At 58.6% G+C, this 17,611-nt stretch carries 16 protein-coding genes and 1 pseudogene; 15 read left to right on the forward strand and 2 right to left on the reverse strand.

Annotation, left to right across the window (positions count from 1 at the left end; all coding sequences use genetic code 11):
* Window positions 1-36: 36 nt before the first annotated feature.
* The 12 genes from nuoG to JUI81_RS08480 all read left to right on the forward strand — a co-directional run bounded on the left by nuoG (window position 37) and on the right by JUI81_RS08480 (window position 13,718).
* Window positions 37-2,751 (forward strand): NADH-quinone oxidoreductase subunit NuoG, encoded by a 2,715-nt coding sequence (gene nuoG, locus JUI81_RS08430; RefSeq protein WP_204124085.1) that lies wholly within the window; start codon window positions 37-39, stop codon window positions 2,749-2,751.
* Entirely contained in the window at window positions 2,748-3,755 is a 1,008-nt protein-coding gene (gene nuoH, locus JUI81_RS08435) for an NADH-quinone oxidoreductase subunit NuoH (protein WP_019648467.1), read from the forward strand. Before nuoG ends, nuoH begins: the two co-directional genes overlap by 4 nt.
* Before the next feature lie 12 nt (window positions 3,756-3,767).
* Window positions 3,768-4,313 (forward strand): NADH-quinone oxidoreductase subunit NuoI, encoded by a 546-nt coding sequence (gene nuoI / locus JUI81_RS08440; protein ID WP_007940875.1) that lies wholly within the window; start codon window positions 3,768-3,770, stop codon window positions 4,311-4,313.
* A gap of 9 nt (window positions 4,314-4,322) precedes the next feature.
* Complete coding sequence (nuoJ, locus tag JUI81_RS08445; RefSeq protein WP_019580075.1) at window positions 4,323-4,826, forward strand: NADH-quinone oxidoreductase subunit J; 504 nt, start codon at window positions 4,323-4,325, stop codon at window positions 4,824-4,826.
* Window positions 4,827-4,828: 2 nt separating this feature from the next.
* A complete protein-coding gene (gene nuoK / locus JUI81_RS08450; protein WP_007940879.1) occupies window positions 4,829-5,137 on the forward strand; it encodes an NADH-quinone oxidoreductase subunit NuoK in 309 nt (102 codons plus the stop codon).
* Window positions 5,134-6,987 (forward strand): NADH-quinone oxidoreductase subunit L, encoded by a 1,854-nt coding sequence (nuoL, locus tag JUI81_RS08455; protein WP_064618791.1) that lies wholly within the window; start codon window positions 5,134-5,136, stop codon window positions 6,985-6,987. Before nuoK ends, nuoL begins: the two co-directional genes overlap by 4 nt.
* A gap of 40 nt (window positions 6,988-7,027) precedes the next feature.
* The gene (gene nuoM, locus JUI81_RS08460) at window positions 7,028-8,560 is read left to right on the forward strand and encodes an NADH-quinone oxidoreductase subunit M (RefSeq protein WP_018925506.1); all 1,533 of its coding nucleotides are present in this window, start codon (window positions 7,028-7,030) and stop codon (window positions 8,558-8,560) included.
* 7 nt (window positions 8,561-8,567) lie between these two features.
* Entirely contained in the window at window positions 8,568-10,031 is a 1,464-nt protein-coding gene (gene nuoN, locus JUI81_RS08465) for an NADH-quinone oxidoreductase subunit NuoN (protein ID WP_018925505.1), read from the forward strand.
* A gap of 442 nt (window positions 10,032-10,473) precedes the next feature.
* Window positions 10,474-10,605 (forward strand): hypothetical protein, encoded by a 132-nt coding sequence (locus tag JUI81_RS31990; RefSeq protein ID WP_019580073.1) that lies wholly within the window; start codon window positions 10,474-10,476, stop codon window positions 10,603-10,605.
* A 43-nt stretch (window positions 10,606-10,648) separates the two neighbouring features.
* Entirely contained in the window at window positions 10,649-11,884 is a 1,236-nt protein-coding gene (locus JUI81_RS08470; protein WP_204124086.1) for a YcaO-like family protein, read from the forward strand.
* Window positions 11,881-12,843: a trans-aconitate 2-methyltransferase gene (locus tag JUI81_RS08475; protein WP_204124087.1), complete on the forward strand. Its 963-nt coding sequence runs from the start codon at window positions 11,881-11,883 to the stop codon at window positions 12,841-12,843. Before JUI81_RS08470 ends, JUI81_RS08475 begins: the two co-directional genes overlap by 4 nt.
* A complete protein-coding gene (locus JUI81_RS08480; protein WP_026331776.1) occupies window positions 12,840-13,718 on the forward strand; it encodes an alpha/beta fold hydrolase in 879 nt (292 codons plus the stop codon). The genes JUI81_RS08475 and JUI81_RS08480 overlap by 4 nt, the downstream gene beginning before the upstream one ends.
* A gap of 91 nt (window positions 13,719-13,809) precedes the next feature.
* On the opposite strand, the pseudogene JUI81_RS08485 reads toward JUI81_RS08480, so the two are convergent.
* Window positions 13,810-14,275 (reverse strand): annotated as a pseudogene (locus tag JUI81_RS08485) (GNAT family N-acetyltransferase).
* A 374-nt stretch (window positions 14,276-14,649) separates the two neighbouring features.
* Here JUI81_RS08485 and JUI81_RS08490 point away from each other — a divergent pair.
* The 3 genes from JUI81_RS08490 to JUI81_RS08500 all read left to right on the forward strand — a co-directional run bounded on the left by JUI81_RS08490 (window position 14,650) and on the right by JUI81_RS08500 (window position 16,806).
* Entirely contained in the window at window positions 14,650-15,000 is a 351-nt protein-coding gene (locus JUI81_RS08490; RefSeq protein WP_007940886.1) for a toxin, read from the forward strand.
* Complete coding sequence (locus JUI81_RS08495) at window positions 14,990-15,304, forward strand: DNA-binding transcriptional regulator (RefSeq protein WP_007940887.1); 315 nt, start codon at window positions 14,990-14,992, stop codon at window positions 15,302-15,304. The genes JUI81_RS08490 and JUI81_RS08495 overlap by 11 nt, the downstream gene beginning before the upstream one ends.
* 176 nt (window positions 15,305-15,480) lie before the next feature.
* Window positions 15,481-16,806, forward strand: a complete 1,326-nt coding sequence (locus JUI81_RS08500) for an OprD family porin (RefSeq protein WP_204124088.1) — start codon at window positions 15,481-15,483, stop codon at window positions 16,804-16,806.
* 155 nt (window positions 16,807-16,961) lie between these two features.
* Here JUI81_RS08500 and JUI81_RS08505 read toward each other — a convergent pair whose 3' ends face one another.
* Complete coding sequence (locus tag JUI81_RS08505; RefSeq protein WP_204124089.1) at window positions 16,962-17,342, reverse strand: DUF6124 family protein; 381 nt, start codon at window positions 17,340-17,342, stop codon at window positions 16,962-16,964.
* Window positions 17,343-17,611: the final 269 nt, after the last annotated feature.

Genomic DNA, 17,611 nt, shown 5'->3' on the forward strand with positions numbered 1-17,611 from the left:
GCCCGCTGACACCGGGCCAACGAAGAACTTTGAACCATGGCCACTATCCACGTAGACGGCAAAGAGCTCGAAGTCGATGGGGCAGACAACCTGTTACAGGCATGTCTGTCGCTAGGCCTCGATATCCCTTATTTCTGCTGGCACCCAGCCCTTGGCAGCGTTGGCGCTTGCCGCCAGTGCGCGGTCAAGCAGTACACCGACGAGAACGACAAGCGTGGTCGGATCGTCATGTCCTGCATGACCCCCGCCACCGACGGCAGCTGGATCTCCATCGACGACGAAGAAGCGAAAGTGTTTCGCGCAAGCGTCGTTGAATGGCTGATGACCAACCACCCTCACGACTGCCCGGTCTGTGAGGAAGGCGGTCACTGCCACCTGCAAGACATGACGGTGATGACCGGCCACAACGAGCGCCGTTACCGCTTCACCAAGCGTACCCACCAGAACCAGCAACTGGGCCCGTTCATTTCCCACGAAATGAACCGCTGCATCGCCTGCTATCGCTGCGTGCGCTTCTATAAGGACTACGCTGGCGGCACCGATCTCGGTGTGTTTGGCGCCCACGACAACGTGTACTTCGGTCGCGTTGAAGACGGCACCCTGGAAAGCGAGTTCTCCGGCAACCTCACCGAGGTCTGCCCGACCGGTGTGTTTACCGACAAGACTCACTCCGAGCGCTACAACCGCAAGTGGGACATGCAGTTCTCGCCGAGCATCTGCCATGGCTGCTCAAGCGGTTGCAACATTTCTCCGGGCGAGCGTTACGGCGAATTGCGTCGTATCGAAAACCGTTTCAACGGTTCGGTGAACCAGTACTTCCTGTGCGACCGTGGCCGTTTCGGCTATGGCTATGTCAACCGCAAGGATCGCCCACGTCAGCCACTGCTGGCCAACGGCGCGAAACTGAGCCTGGACGAAGCACTGGATAAAGCCGCCGACCTGCTGCGCGGTCGCAACATCGTCGGTATCGGTTCGCCACGCGCCAGCCTCGAAAGCAACTACGCGCTGCTCGAACTGGTCGGCGCCGAGCACTTCTACTCCGGTATCGAAGCCTCGGAGCTGGAACGCATTCGTCTGGTCATGCAGGTGCTCAAAGACAGCCCGCTGCCGATCCCGAACATGCGTGACATCGAAGACCACGATGCGATTTTCGTCCTCGGCGAAGACCTGACCCAGACCGCTGCGCGCATGGCCCTGGCCCTGCGTCAATCGGTCAAGGGCAAGGCCGAAGACATGGCCGACGCCATGCGCGTTCAGCCATGGCTCGACGCAGCAGTGAAGAACATCGGCCAGCACGAACTGAACCCGCTGTTCATCGCCAGCCTGGCTGAAACCAAGCTCGACGACATCGCTGAAGAATGCGTTCACGCCGCACCGGACGACCTGGCCCGCATCGGTTTCGCCGTGGCTCACGCCCTCGACGCCAGCGCTCCAGCCGTAGAAGGCCTGGATGCCGAAGCCCTGGAGCTGGCCAAGCGCATTGCCGACGCCCTGCTCGCCGCCAAGCGTCCGCTGATCATTGCCGGTACCTCGCTGGGTTCCAAGGCGCTGATCGAAGCGGCGGCGAACATCGCCAAAGCCCTGAAGCTGCGCGAGAAGAACGGTTCCATCAGCCTGATCGTGCCGGAGGCCAACAGCCTCGGCCTGGCCATGCTCGGCGGCAACTCGGTCGACGAAGCACTGCAAGCCGTGATCGACGGTAAGGCCGACGCCATCGTCGTGCTGGAAAACGATCTGTACACCCGTACCGACAAATCCAAGGTCGATGCTGCCCTGAACGCCGCGAAAGTGGTGATCGTGGCGGACCATCAGAAGACTGCCACCAGCGATCGCGCGCATCTGGTACTGCCAGCGGCCAGCTTCGCTGAAGGCGACGGTACGCTGGTCAGCCAGGAAGGCCGCGCCCAGCGCTTCTTCCAGGTCTTCGACCCGACTTACCTCGACGCGAGCATTCTGGTTCACGAAGGCTGGCGCTGGCTGCATGCCCTGCGTTCGACCCTGCTGAACCAGCCGATCGACTGGACCCAACTGGACCACGTCACCGCTGCCGTTGCTGCAAGCACGCCGCAACTGGCGCGTATCGTCGATGCCGCACCGTCCGCCGCATTCCGGATCAAAGGCCTGAAACTGGCGCGCGAACCGCTGCGTTACTCCGGTCGTACCGCCATGCGCGCCGACATCAGCGTGCACGAACCGCGTACTTCCCAGGATAACGACACTGCATTCTCGTTCTCGATGGAAGGTTACTCGGGCTCCGCCGAACCGCGTCAGCAAGTACCTTTCGCCTGGTCTCCGGGCTGGAACTCGCCGCAAGCCTGGAACAAGTTCCAGGACGAAGTCGGTGGTCACCTGCGCGCTGGCGACCCGGGCACTCGCCTGATCGAAAGCACCGGTGATTCGCTGAACTGGTTCGCCAGTGTTCCGCGTGCGTTCAACCCGGCGCCAGGCACCTGGCAGGTCGTACCGTTCTTCCACCTGTTCGGCAGCGAAGAAAACTCTTCCAAAGCCGCACCGGTGCAGGAACGCATTCCGGCCGCCTACGTGTCGCTGGCCAAGTCCGAAGCCGATCGCCTGGGTGTCAATGACGGTGCCCTGCTGAGCTTGAACGTTGCTGGCCAGACTTTGCGTCTGCCGCTGCGCATCAACGAAGAGCTGGGTGCCGGTCTGGTCGCATTGCCTGCAGGTATCGCCGGCATTCCACCAGCCATCTTTGGCAAATCCGTTGACGGTCTGCAGGAGGCAGCGCTATGACCTTGTTCACTCCTGAAGTGATCGACGTAATCATCGCGGTCCTCAAGGCCATCGTGATTCTGCTCGCCGTAGTGGTTTGCGGCGCGCTGCTGAGCTGGGTCGAGCGTCGTTTGCTCGCCCTCTGGCAGGACCGTTACGGTCCGAATCGCGTCGGCCCGTTCGGCGCGTTCCAGATTGCGGCCGACATGATCAAGATGTTCTTCAAGGAAGACTGGACCCCACCGTTCGCCGACAAAGTGATCTTCACCCTGGCACCGGTCGTGGCCATGAGCGCCTTGCTGATTGCCTTCGCGATCATCCCGATCACCCCGACCTGGGGCGTGGCGGATATCAACATCGGCATCCTGTTCTTCTTCGCCATGGCGGGTCTGTCGGTCTACGCGGTGCTGTTTGCCGGCTGGTCGAGCAACAACAAGTTCGCCCTGTTGGGCAGCTTGCGGGCCTCGGCACAAACCGTGTCGTACGAAGTGTTCATGGGCCTGTCGCTGATGGGCATCGTGATCCAGGTTGGCTCGTTCAACATGCGCGACATCGTTGAATACCAAGCGCAGAACATGTGGTTCATCATTCCGCAGATCTTCGGTTTCCTGACCTTCTTCATCGCTGGCGTCGCCGTGACTCACCGTCACCCGTTCGACCAGCCGGAAGCGGAACAGGAACTGGCCGACGGTTACCACATTGAATACGCCGGCATGAAATGGGGCATGTTCTTCGTCGGTGAGTACATCGGCATCGTGTTGATCTCGGCGCTGCTGGTCACGCTGTTCTTCGGTGGCTGGCACGGCCCGTTCGGCCTGCTGCCGCAGATCCCGTTCATCTGGTTCGCACTGAAAACCGCGTTCTTCATCATGTTCTTCATCCTGCTGCGCGCCTCGATTCCGCGCCCACGGTATGACCAAGTGATGGACTTCAGCTGGAAGTTCTGCCTGCCGCTGACCCTCGTCAACATGCTGGTGACCGCTGCGATCGTGTTGCTCAACACGCCCGCCGTCGCGGCTCAGTGAGGATAGAGAATCATGAAGTACATTTTTGACATCGTGCATGGCTTCTTCACCCAGCTTCGCAGCCTGGTGATGATCTTCGGCCACGCCTTCCGCAAGCGCGACACGCTGCAGTACCCGGAAGAACCCGTGTACCTGCCGCCGCGTTTCCGTGGCCGTATCGTCCTGACCCGCGACCCCGACGGCGAAGAGCGTTGTGTAGCCTGCAACCTGTGCGCCGTGGCGTGCCCGGTGGGTTGCATCTCGCTGCAGAAAGCTGAAACCGAAGACGGTCGCTGGTACCCGGATTTCTTCCGCATCAACTTCTCGCGCTGCATTTTCTGCGGCCTCTGCGAGGAAGCCTGCCCGACCACCGCGATCCAGCTGACACCGGATTTCGAAATGGCCGAGTTCAAGCGGCAGGACCTGGTTTACGAGAAAGAAGATCTGCTGATCTCCGGTCCCGGTAAAAACCCTGACTACAACTTCTATCGTGTTGCAGGTATGGCGATTGCCGGTAAGCCAAAAGGCGCCGCGCAGAATGAAGCCGAGCCGATCAACGTGAAGAGCTTGCTGCCTTAAGGAAGAACGATGGAATTCGCTTTCTATTTCGCATCGGGTATCGCTGTTGTGTCCACGCTTCGCGTGATCACCAACACCAACCCCGTGCACGCCCTGCTCTACCTGATCATTTCGCTGATCGCCGTGGCCATGACGTTCTTCGCCCTTGGCGCACCGTTTGCCGGTGTACTGGAAGTGATCGCCTACGCCGGCGCCATCATGGTGCTGTTCGTGTTCGTGGTGATGATGCTGAACCTGGGCCCGGCCTCGGTTCAGCAAGAGCGCGTCTGGCTCAAGCCCGGTATCTGGCTGGGCCCGGTCGTACTCGGCGCCCTGCTGCTGGCTGAACTGCTGTATGTGCTGTTCAGCCACTCCAGCGGCCAGGCCCTCGGCCACACCACCGTAGACGCCAAGGCCGTGGGCATCAGCCTGTTCGGTCCTTATCTGCTGGTGGTCGAACTCGCCTCGATGCTGCTGCTCGCCGCAGCCGTCACGGCGTTCCACTTGGGCCGCAACGAAGCCAAGGAGCAATGACGATGCCTGCTATCCCTTTGGAGCATGGTCTGGCGGTCGCCGGCATCCTGTTCTGCCTCGGTCTGGTCGGCCTGATGGTCCGGCGCAACATTCTCTTCGTGCTGATGAGCCTGGAGGTCATGATGAATGCCTCCGCACTGGCGTTCATCGTTGCCGGTAGCCGCTGGGCGCAGCCGGATGGACAGATCATGTTCATCCTGGTGATCAGCCTGGCAGCCGCCGAGGCCAGTATTGGCCTGGCGATTCTGTTGCAGCTGTATCGCCGCTTCCACACTCTCGATATCGACGCTGCCAGCGAGATGCGCGGATGAACCTTCTCTATCTGACTTTCCTGTTCCCCCTGATCGGTTTTGTGCTGCTGGCGTTCTCCCGGGGACGCCTCTCGGAAAACCTCTCGGCGCTGATCGGCGTCGGCTCCATCGGCTTGTCGGCGATCGTCGCGGCTTATGTGATCTGGCAATTCAACGTTGCACCGCCCGAGGGTGGCCACTACACCCTGGTGCTGTGGCAATGGATGGCGGTGGAAGGCTTCACGCCGAACTTCGCCCTGTACCTGGATGGTCTGTCCGTGACCATGCTCGGTGTGGTGGTGGGCGTGGGCTTCCTGATCCACCTGTTCGCGTCCTGGTACATGCGCGGTGAAGCCGGTTACTCGCGCTTCTTCGCCTACACCAACCTGTTTATCGCCAGCATGCTGTTCCTGGTCCTGGCCGATAACCTGCTGTTCGTGTACTTCGGCTGGGAAGGCGTAGGCCTGTGCTCGTACCTGTTGATCGGTTTCTACTACAGCAACCGCAACAACGGTAACGCGGCACTCAAAGCCTTCATCGTGACCCGCGTCGGCGACGTGTTCATGGCCATCGGCCTGTTCATCCTGTTCCAGCAACTGGGTACGCTGAATATCCAGGAACTGCTGGTCAAGGCGCCTGAGCACTTCAAGGCCGGTGACTTCTGGATCGTTCTGGCGACCCTGATGCTGCTGGGTGGCGCTGTCGGTAAATCCGCGCAACTGCCGCTGCAAACCTGGCTGGCGGATGCGATGGCCGGCCCTACTCCGGTTTCGGCACTGATCCACGCCGCGACCATGGTAACCGCCGGTGTCTACCTGATCGCCCGTACCCACGGCCTGTTCGCACTGGCGCCGGATATCCTGCACCTGGTAGGTGTCGTGGGTGGCGTGACGCTGGTGCTGGCAGGTTTTGCCGCACTGGTTCAGACCGACATCAAACGTATCCTCGCCTACTCGACCATGAGCCAGATCGGCTACATGTTCCTGGCCCTGGGCGTGGGTGCATGGGATGGCGCGATCTTCCACCTGATGACCCACGCCTTCTTCAAGGCGCTGCTGTTCCTTGCATCCGGTGCGGTGATCGTTGCCTGCCACCACGAGCAGAACATCTTCAAGATGGGCGGCCTGTGGAAGAAACTGCCACTGGCCTACGCCAGCTTCATCGTCGGCGGCGCGGCCCTGGCGGCCTTGCCTCTGGTGACCGCGGGCTTCTACTCCAAGGATGAAATCCTCTGGGAAGCGTTCGCCAGCGGTAACGAAGGCCTGCTGTATGCCGGTCTGGTCGGTGCCTTCATGACCTCGCTCTACACCTTCCGCCTGATCTTCATCACGTTCCACGGTGAAGCGAAGACCGAAGCCCATGCCGGTCACGGCGTTGCTCACTGGCTGCCGCTGTCGGTGCTGATCGTACTGTCGACGTTCGTCGGCGCGATGATCGTTCCACCGCTGCACGGTGTACTGCCGGAAAGCGTCGGCCATGCCGGCGGCGAAGCCAAGCACAGCCTGGAAATCGCTTCGGGCGCCATCGCCCTGTCCGGTATCCTGCTGGCCGCGCTGCTGTTCCTTGGCAAGCGTCGCTTCGTCACGGCCATCGCCAACAGCGGCATTGGCCGCTTCCTTTCGGCCTGGTGGTTCGCTGCCTGGGGCTTCGACTGGATCTACGACAAACTGTTCGTCAAGCCATACCTTGCGATCAGCCACATTCTGCGCAAAGACCCGCTCGACCAGACCATCGGTCTGATCCCGCGTATGGCCAAAGGCGGTCACACCGCCCTGAGCCGCACCGAGACCGGTCAATTGCGTTGGTATGCCGCCTCGATGGCTGCTGGTGCCGTGCTGGTAATCGGCGCCGTCGTGCTGGTAGCGGTCTGACTATGAACCTTGCGAACTTGCGAAAGGAAACGAGCCCGTCATGATTCTGCCATGGCTAATCCTGATCCCCTTCATCGGCGGCCTGCTGTGCTGGATGGGTGAGCGCTTCGGCGCCACCCTCCCCCGCTGGATTGCGCTGATCACCATGTCCCTGCTGCTCTCCCTCGGCCTCTGGCTGTGGGCCAACGGTGACTATTCATTTGCACCAAAGCCTGGCGCCGATCCGACCTGGGCGCTTGAGTTCAAACACGTCTGGATCCAGCGCTTCGGCATCAACGTGCACCTGGCCCTCGACGGCCTGTCGCTGTTGATGATCCTGCTGACCGGCCTGCTGGGTGTCCTCTCGGTACTCTGCTCCTGGAAAGAGATTCAGCGTCATGTGGGCTTCTTCCACCTGAACCTGATGTGGATCCTGGGCGGTGTCGTTGGCGTGTTCCTCGCCCTCGACCTGTTCATGTTCTTCTTCTTCTGGGAAATGATGCTGGTGCCGATGTACTTCCTCATCGCGCTCTGGGGTCACAGTTCTTCGGACGGCAAGAAAACCCGGATCTACGCGGCGACCAAGTTCTTCATCTTCACTCAGGCTTCCGGCCTGATCATGTTGGTGGCGATCCTGGGCCTGGTACTGGTCAACTTCAACGACACCGGCGTGATTACCTTCAACTACGCCGACCTGTTGAAAACCAAGATGTCGCAGACCACCGAGTACATCCTGATGCTCGGCTTCTTCATCGCCTTCGCGGTCAAGCTGCCCGTCGTACCGTTCCACTCCTGGTTGCCTGACGCTCACGCCCAGGCACCGACCGCGGGTTCCGTGGACCTGGCCGGTATCTTGCTGAAGACTGCTGCGTACGGCCTGCTGCGTTTCGCCCTGCCGCTGTTCCCGAATGCCTCGGCCGAGTTCGCGCCGTTCGCCATGACCCTGGGTCTGATCGGGATCTTCTACGGTGCGTTCCTGGCCTTTGCGCAAACCGACATCAAGCGTCTGATTGCCTTCTCGTCCGTTTCCCACATGGGCTTCGTGTTGATCGGCATCTACTCCGGCAGCCAACTGGCACTGCAGGGCGCGGTCATGCAGATGCTGGCTCACGGTCTGTCGGCCGCGGCACTCTTTATCCTCTCCGGTCAGCTGTACGAGCGCACCCACACCCGCGATATGCGCGAGATGGGTGGCCTGTGGTCGAAGATTGCCTACCTGCCAGCCCTAAGCCTGTTCTTCGCAGCGGCGTCGCTGGGCCTGCCGGCGACCGGTAACTTCGTCGGTGAGTTCCTGATCCTGATCGGCACCTTCGCCAGCGCGCCATGGGTCACCGTGATCGCCACGTCCGGCCTGGTATTCGGTTCGGTCTACTCGCTGATCATGATCCACCGCGCCTACTTCGGCCCGTCGAAATCCGACGCGGTGCTGCATGGCATGGACGGTCGCGAACTGATCATGGTGGTTGGGCTTGCGGCACTGCTGCTTTACATCGGCGTGTACCCGCAACCGTTCCTCGATACCTCTGCCGCGACGATGCATGGCGTGCAGCAGTGGCTCGGCTCCGCCTTCACTCAACTCGCTTCGGCCCGGTAAGAGCGCTATGGAATTCACGACTCAACACTTTATCGCGCTTGCGCCGTTGTTGATCACCAGCGCCACGATCATCGTGGTGATGCTGGCTATCGCGTGGCGCCGCAACCACTCGCAAACCTTCCTGCTGTCGGTGGCAGGTCTTAACCTGGCCTTGCTGTCGATCCTGCCAGCCCTGAAAGTCGCGCCATTGGCCGTGACCCCGTTGCTGCAGATCGACACTTTCGCTTGCCTGTACATGGCGCTGATCCTGGTCGCCACCCTCGCCTGTGTGACCCTCGCCCACGCCTACCTGGGCGATGGCGGTACGGGCTACCCGGGCAACCGTGAAGAACTTTACCTGCTGATCCTGATGTCCGCCGCCGGTGGCCTGGTGTTGGTCAGCGCGCAGCACCTGGCCGGTTTGTTCGTCGGTCTGGAACTGCTCTCGGTACCGGTCTACGGTCTGGTGGCTTACGCCTTCTTCAACAAACGTTCGCTGGAAGCCGGCATCAAGTACATGGTGCTGTCGGCCGCCGGTTCCGCGTTCCTGTTGTTCGGCATGGCCCTGCTCTATGCCGAAGCCGGCAGCCTGAGCTTCAACGGCATCGGTCAGGCCCTGGCGGCCACCGGCCTGCCTAGCCCGATCGCGCAACTGGGCCTGGGCATGATGCTGATCGGCCTGGCGTTCAAACTGTCGCTGGTACCGTTCCACCTCTGGACCCCGGACGTTTACGAAGGGGCTCCGGCACCGGTGGCAGCGTTCCTGGCCACGGCCTCCAAAGTGGCGGTGTTCGCGGTAATGGTGCGTCTGTTCCAGATCTCGCCAGCGGCGAGCAGTGGCGTGCTGAGCAACGTGCTGACCGTCATCGCCATCGCGTCGATCCTGTTCGGCAACCTGCTGGCACTGACCCAGAGCAACCTCAAGCGTCTGCTGGGTTACTCGTCCATCGCGCACTTCGGTTACCTGCTGATCGCCCTGGTGGCGAGCAAGGGCCTGGCCGTGGAAGCCATCGGCGTGTACCTGGTCACCTACGTGATCACCAGCCTTGGCGCGTTCGGTGTGATCACCCTGATGTCCTCGCCGTACAGCGGCCGTGACGCGGATGCCCTGTACGAATACCGTGGCCTGTTCTGGCGCCGTCCGTACCTGACCGCCGTCCTGACCGTGATGATGCTGTCCCTGGCCGGTATCCCGCTGACCGCGGGCTTCATCGGCAAGTTCTACATCATCGCCACCGGCGTCGAATCGCACCAATGGTGGCTGGTCGGCTCCCTGGTACTGGGCAGCGCCATCGGCGTCTTCTACTACCTGCGTGTGATGGTCACCCTGTACCTGATGGAACCGAACCTGCGTCGCCACGATGCGCAACTGCACTGGGAACAACGTGCAGGCGGCGTGATGCTGCTGGCGATCGCCGTACTGGCGTTCTTCCTCGGCCTGTACCCACAACCGCTGCTGAACCTGGTTCAACAGTCGGGGTTGGCGGGTTGATCGCTTAAGCGATACTCGGTAGAAAACAGAAACGGCACCTTCGGGTGCCGTTTTTGCGTTTGCAAGTTCGCAACCGCCAGCAGTGAAAGGTGCAGTGACGTCTGAAGTATCCACAAAAGGTGTAGGAGAACTCGCCAAGCCGAAGCCCCATAGGATTGAAAAAATCAGTTAAAGAGATTTTTCTTCTGTATGCAGTTGAAGTTTCCTACAAGCGTCTACGACAAAAACCAGACGCCCAGTTAGTTTTGTAATGCTGTTCCCTGTCGAGCAAACCATTGTGTCGCGCCAACTCGGTCAAGCCGAGAATGGTTATGTACGTATTTCCGCACTGCTTAAATCTGCCTGTCGAAACTTCCAGACATTTTTGACTCTCTCATCGAATGACTTATACATTTGATCCGTGCTCAACAGTGCACAGTCAAACTAAAAACAAGAGGATTCAATGATGGGTTATCTCGTTAGCTGGAATGCAAACAAAGTTATTGATCTTGAACAGCAGGAAGCCCCGACTGCCGAGCAGATCGAAACACTCCAATTGACTAAGGAAGAACTGGCCGAACTGAAAGCCGAATAAAAAATCGGGGGCTCACGCCCCCGGTTTCTTGAGGAAGCAAATAATGGACAATTTCACAGTGACTGAACGGGAACTGACTCTCGCACAGGCTGAACAGCGAATTTATGCGGAATTCAAGGTATTGGGACTCCGTCTCAACACCCGCACCATTGGCCAAAAGGTCGTCGCGACCCATGCGTCTGTCAGTACCATCGATCCTGAACGAAGAGCCAGGGGTGCCGGCAAAGGCTACCCTCCACAGGCCAATGTGGGTGCGCTTTATGAAGCATTGGAACATTACCTCAGCGATCATTGCGATACTTCCACTACTGAACTTATTACTCCGGAATATTTCTCTGAATGCCCTCTCTTTCATGACGACACAGTTCTTGCACTTATCGAAAAACAAAAAAACACTGTTATAGCCTGCCGAACGTACACCAACGCTATCGACCAGTCCCCTTTTTATTATCCGAAAGCGTTGTGTTCCCCAGGATACCCAGGCACGCTATTTTCTGCCGACACTACCCACTGCCACTCCCTGCAGCGTTATGCCAGTAATAGCGGCACTGCGGTGGGTGCAAGTTACAATGAGGCCGTGCTGCACGCCATTAATGAAAGTATTGAACGTGACGCGGTGTCATTATTTCTACTGCAGCATTTTTACTACGAAAACCGCCCTCCTCTACGCCGCATTGCCCGTTTACCCGATGACGATGACCTCGGCCGCCTATGGTCAGATGCCGAATCAGAAATCGACGCCGAAATCATTCTTGTCGACATCAGCAATGAGTTCCTCCCACGCACTTTTCTGGCCTTTTCACTCGCGTCTTGCACCTTCCCAAGAGTTTTCGGAACAGGTTGCTCCCTCATGGCCCGGCATGGTGCATGGCGTGCACTGACCGAACTGGTTCAGATGCATCACGGTGCCAGCGAGCATGAAGTGAAGCATTACCTGATCAACGCAGAACGTCATCTAACCCATTTTCCGCGACTCCTGCGTTGCCTGCGATTCGACCTGCATCCTCTATTGAACCTGTGCGAACAACAGTTCGTAGCGTTACCTACCGCCCACGATGAAAGGCCATTGGCAGAGCAAATCAATTTGCTGGCAGAAGATCTGCACCGGCATGGGCGGACCTTGGGTATCACGCAGTTGCACCAGACCGAACTCGGGACCACCTTGGTGAACGTCGTCATTCCGGGGCTGGAGCGGTTTTTTATTGTTTCCAGCGGCAATGTGGTGATCCCGCAGGCACGAGGGCGGCGTCTGGAAAACCCGCAAGGAGTGCCTGCATGAACCTGCGGTCCACACCAGCAGATTTCCAGCGCGAATTACAGCTGACGCAAACCTTCATCCACCGCGTCGCCTCCTTGGGCAAGCTTGATTGTCACGTAGAACCCGCAGGGCCCGGATGCCATCAGCTTTTCGTTTTGCGGGTGAATCGCTGCGACTGGGTCGGTCGAAAAGTTTTGCAACAGACGGCGACCGGCAGCTGGTACATCAACAGCTTGCTCAAGCCCTGGATGCTGCTTGGGCCGCTGACGGATGTACAGTGGAGCGATGAAGGTATCGCCGTCTATTTTCGCGGTGTTTCCACGCAGGAAAAACACGCGGCGTTCAACATCGCACAGGCTCGGCCTGACAGCGAGGTCCGTTTCCCGTTTCCTGCAGTCGATGACAAGGGGCTGGAGTTTGTGTGTCCGGCGGATTACTGGCAATGCGACGACTCGCTCGCCATGCAGCTGAATGGCGACGAAACCCACTTGCGTCAACATTGCACAGCCCTGCTTGAAACCCTGTCGAGCCCGGGTGCCGTGATCCTTGACCCGGCGTGTTCGACTGGCGAATTCATCGCGCACCTGGCCCGCGAGCTCCCCGGCCGCCGTTGCTTGGGTTCGGACCGTTCGGCCTCGATGGTCGAACACGCCAAACGTCGCCATGGCATGTGTTCTGCGGAGTTCTATCTGGCCGACGCCCGTGAGGTGGCCGCTTGCGGGGTCAAATGTGATGTGCTGATTCTGCGTTTTCTCAATGCCGAAGTGATGACGCATAAAGAGGCCCGGCAAACATTGCGCGATATGGCAGCGTGCGTGAATCCAGGAGGCACGATTCTCGTTTTCGGCCATACCCCCGTGCTTATCGCGGTTCCTTATATGGCTCAATCGCTGAAAATGGAGCTGATTTCAAGCGTAGCGGCCCGCCCCGGCCAAGTGGAGCTGTTCCAGTTCTACCGACTCAGGGTCCCGATGGAATGACGACGTCCTTGAACAATGGCTACTACCCAACCTGCGACGGTCATCTGGTCTATTGGGAACGGCATGGCACTCCGGGTACCGAACCGATCTTTTTCCTGCATGGCGGGCCCGGCGGTTGCAGTTCCCGTCATCACCTCGAGTTCTTCGACCTCCTTGGTTACGACATTGTCCTGTTTGACCAGCGCGGCTGCGGACGCTCTCATCCCCACGGTGAATTGCGTCACAACAATACCAGGCTGTGTGTCGAAGACATCGATTCGCTGCGTCGGCATCTGGGCTTCGAGAAGATAAGCTTGCTGGGGGTTTCCTGGGGAAGCTGGCTGGCGATTCAATACCAGCAGCGGTATCCCCAAGCCGTTCTGAACACCACGCTGGTCTCGATATTTGTGCCGTTTTCCACGAATGTCAGCGCCTACGATCAAACCTTGAGCGATGGTTTGGTCGGAGTGTCCAATGGGGTCGAAGGCTGCAATGCGCAAGAAATCTATCAGACACTGAGCCATGGCTGCCCAATCCAGCAGCGTCAGGCTGCCATGCACTGGTCAAGGGCCATTTGGCAGTTGAACGGCCAGTCGATGCGCCAGCGCGCACTCGAAGACTTCGTCAATGAAGAAGCCGTCCGCGCTATCCGGCTGGAGCTGCACTACCACATCAACCAGTACTTCTTCACCCAGGCTCACGAAGTGCTTTCCCTCGACAGCAATACCCGCGTCATACAAGGCATCAAAGACTCGTTCGGCATGGCGAGCCTGCGCTGGCTCCGTGAACGTGTGGATATTCAGTGCCGGTTGCTCAACGCAGGGCATAACGCTCTCGACGGCACTGTACTGAAAGCCGTTCGCCGAAGTCTGAAACGAGATCGGTACGACGGATAAAAAACGGCACACGGGTGCCGTTTTTGCGTTTTGAGATTGGAGCTTTCAGGCGCCAAATTATGCAGTGCTACTCAGGTCGGCCCCGAAGCCATCACAGTTTCTTCACCATAGGAACGCAGGCCAGTTGAAGACCGGAGGGGGGAATGGTAAACCGCGGGTTCCTCCCCAATGTAACCACAGCGTCGATAAAAGTCGGCGGCATTCAAAGTCGCATCCAGACGGACTTCCACCAGGCCAAGATCCCGCGCCAGATCTTCGAGAAAGCCCACGATACGCTTACCCAGGCCTCGTTCCATAAAGTCAGGATGTATAAAGATTGCGCCGATTTCGCGGTTCTCCGGATCCAGCATGCCTGTCGCCACAGGCTCACCCTGAACGCACCCCAGATAGAAGTACTTTTCCATGAGTGCGCAGTAACCGTCCTCAGCTGACCCCGATGTCCAGGTCAGCATTTGCTTTTCGGTATAGGCACCGATGCATTGATGTCGGATGGCTAGCCGCCGTATGTCGAATGCCGTCTGGGCGTCGCTTTGGGTGGCTTTTCTCATTTCGAACATTTCACTCTCCATCAGCCATGTGCAGACGGAGAATCAAAAAGCCCCGTCCATCTCTGGCGGGGCTTTGGGTAACACGTCAAATGCCGAGCACGTATGACCTTATGGCCCGCCTGAAGCGGTCATAGAGGAACACATCATGTTCATTCGGCGTTGATCATTCATCGGCAGATAGTGCTGTGGGTGAGCCGATGAGTCAATTGCGAAGTCCCCTTCCCCCAGCATTACTCGAAAATTCTCACCGGCCTGGTCGCTTCGTCCTACAGGCGTTTTTACGACCGGGGTCTACCTTGAAAACGGGGGACGAAAAGGATGGCTTCGATGCCTTGACCTATTCGATTATCAAGACAACACTATACGCAGGTGACGTACAGAACATGGACGCTCTTTTTATCGAATTACCTGCGTTTCAGAAACACCGAGACGATTACCTGGATGACGATTTGTTCCGCAGCTTTCAGTTGGAGCTGCTGAAAAACCCTGAAGCGGGCGATCTCATTGAAGGTACGGGCGGGCTGCGAAAAATCCGCTTTTTCGATCAACGTCGCGGTAAAGGCAAGCGTAGCGGGCTTAGGGTGATTTATTACTGGTGGTCAGGTTTCGATCAATTCTGGCTGTTCACCGTGTATAGCAAAAACGAGCAAGACGACCTGTCGCCTTCCCAGAAAAAACTTTTCAGACAAACGCTGGATAGAGAAATCAACACGAGAACCCACTATGAAACGTGACATTTTTTCCGAACTGATGGAAGGCCTCGAAGCCTTGGCCGACGAGCGCCAAGGCAAGGTCACGCTGCGGACCCACAAGGTCAAGCTGCCGAAACTGGTACCCATCACTGCCGAGGAAGTGGTAGCCATCCGTCAACAGCTCAATCTTTCCCGGTCGGTGTTCGCCATGTATCTACGCACCAACACCCGAACCCTCGAAAACTGGGAACAAGGACGGGCAACACCAAATGCCCAAGCCACGACACTGATCCGCTTGGTTGAACGCTTTCCGCAAACAATCGAACAACTCGCAGCGCTGACCTGAACGTGCAGGCTTGTCATTCCACGCACATGACGAAATTGTAATTCCCCCATCACCTTGGCGTTATCCGCAGCTTGCAACGATGTCACCCGGCGACCATGCCGGCGGGCCCTTGCCCGTCGAACAATAAAACCCACGCCGAAGCACGTTCCCGTTCTGCCGAACCCAAGGAGTGATTGATGGTTAACAATACAAAAATGTCGATAGCCGCTTTAGCGGTGGTTGTCGGCTCCGGGCCGTCCATGGTGTTGGCGGAAGAAAAACCCGAGGGGTTTATCGAGGGCAGCAGCCTGACGGTGCTCAACCGCAACTTGTACTTCAATCGTGATCACCGTGACGGCCAGTCGAGTCCCACCGGCAATGGTTATTCCGAGGCCTGGGCTCACGCGGTCATCAGCAAGTTCGAATCCGGCTTTACCCAAGGCACCGTTGGATTCGGGGTCGATGCGTTTGCGATGATCGGCTTGAAACTCGATACCGGTGACGGGCGCAACGGTGGCCGTAGTTCTTTCGACGTGTTGCCGGTCGACAGCGATGGTCAGGCGCGGGATGAATACACCAAGGTCGGTGGCGCCGCCAAAGTGCGCGCCTTCGATACAGTGGTGAAGGTCGGCGATGTGTTCCCTGCCAACCCAGTGGTTGCGGCGGGTGACTCCCGACTGTTGCCGGAAAGCTTCCGGGGTGTCACGGCCACCAACACCAGCATCGAAGGTCTGTCGGTACAGGGCGGTCGCCTGCATGCGATGAGCCAGCCGGTGTCCAGCGACATGCGCGAAAACTTCGCGACCTTCTACGCCGGTCCAGTCAATTCGCCGTGGATCGGCTATCTCGGTGGCGACTATGCACTGAACAAAAACCTCAGTTTCAGCCTGTATTCCAGTCGCCTCAAGGACGCCTGGAATCAGTATTACGCCGGCACCGCATGGACTTATCCGCTGTCGGATGACCTGTCGCTATTCGGTGGCTTGAACTATTACAAGGCGGTCGACGAAGGCAAACAACTGCTCGGCGAATTTGACAACAACATCTGGAGCGGTCGCGTCGGGGTGAAACTCGGCGCCCATTCCGTTGCGTTATCGCACCAGCGCAACAACGGCAACGACGACTTCGACTATCTGCGCCAGTCCGACTCGATCTTCCTCGACAACTCCATCCAGTACAGCGACTTCAACTCGCCCAAGGAACGTTCGTGGATGGTGCGTTACGACCTCGACATGACCAGCTATGGCGTGCCGGGTTTGTCGTTCATGACCCGTTACGGCCGTGGCACCGACGCCGATTACTCCAACGCCAACGCCGTGTACATGCGTCGCGATGCCGACGGCAAACCACTGACTGACCAGAAGCGCTGGGAGCGCGACATCGAAGTCAAATACGTGGTGCAGAGCGGCTCGCTGAAAGACATGTCTCTTCGTCTGCGCCAGGCCACAACCCGCGCCACGGCGTTTGAGTCGGATCTGGATGAAGTGCGGGTGATTGTCGAGTATCCGCTGGCGATTCTCTGACTTCACGGTTTATGCAAATTCACCTTTAGAAGCTCCTTGCTCCTTTGGTAAGAGGTGAATCTTTTGGCGTCCTTCGGGGCGCCTTTTTTATGCCCGTGGATTGAGCACTGCAGGAGCAGCCTTCGGCGACTCCTGAGGATTGCGTTGCGGGAGAGTTACTCACTCGGCTCGACGTTATCCAATGCCTGATTCACCGCCAACTCCCCTAGCATCACCACTTGAGCAATACCCAGCAAAGTCTTGCGATGGGTGCCTTCCAGCAGCGCGGCGAAGTCACCGAGCATGACCGTGGCCGAGGACAATGATTCGCTGGCATTGGCCAGCAGGGATTCGGTGTCGGCTTTGGGATTGGCGAAATACATCTGGTTGGGGGTGTAGGGCGCGGCCATGACATGGGCCGTCGGATTCAGGTAGTAATCGAGCGCACGTTCGGCAGCTTCGTGGAGTTTTTTGGAGTCGATGGACGCGTAGGGAGATGTTGGGTCGGTGTCCGTAGCTGTGCTTGCTTCGGGAGGGTTTGGTGTTGGTTTTTTCATGGTGAAACTCCACTGAAAAGTTGGAGCTGCCCCATTTCGGTTTCCGGACGAAGAGGTGGCAGCTGTACGCAGGTTGGAAACCCGGGCAGCGGCGACCCGGTCGACCCGAAGGTCTCCCACGCACAGCCGCCATAACGGAGTGCACACATTCAAGGTGCGCAAGGATACGTTATGAAAGGCGTGTTGGCGCCACTGTTACTGATCGGGGTTTCCAGGCCCGGTCGCTGAATTGGCAGCGACATGCACAGGCTAGAGAGCGTGCGTCCGAC

Origin of the sequence: Pseudomonas sp. 008 (assembly GCF_016861935.1) — a bacterium.
Taxonomy (GTDB): domain Bacteria; phylum Pseudomonadota; class Gammaproteobacteria; order Pseudomonadales; family Pseudomonadaceae; genus Aquipseudomonas.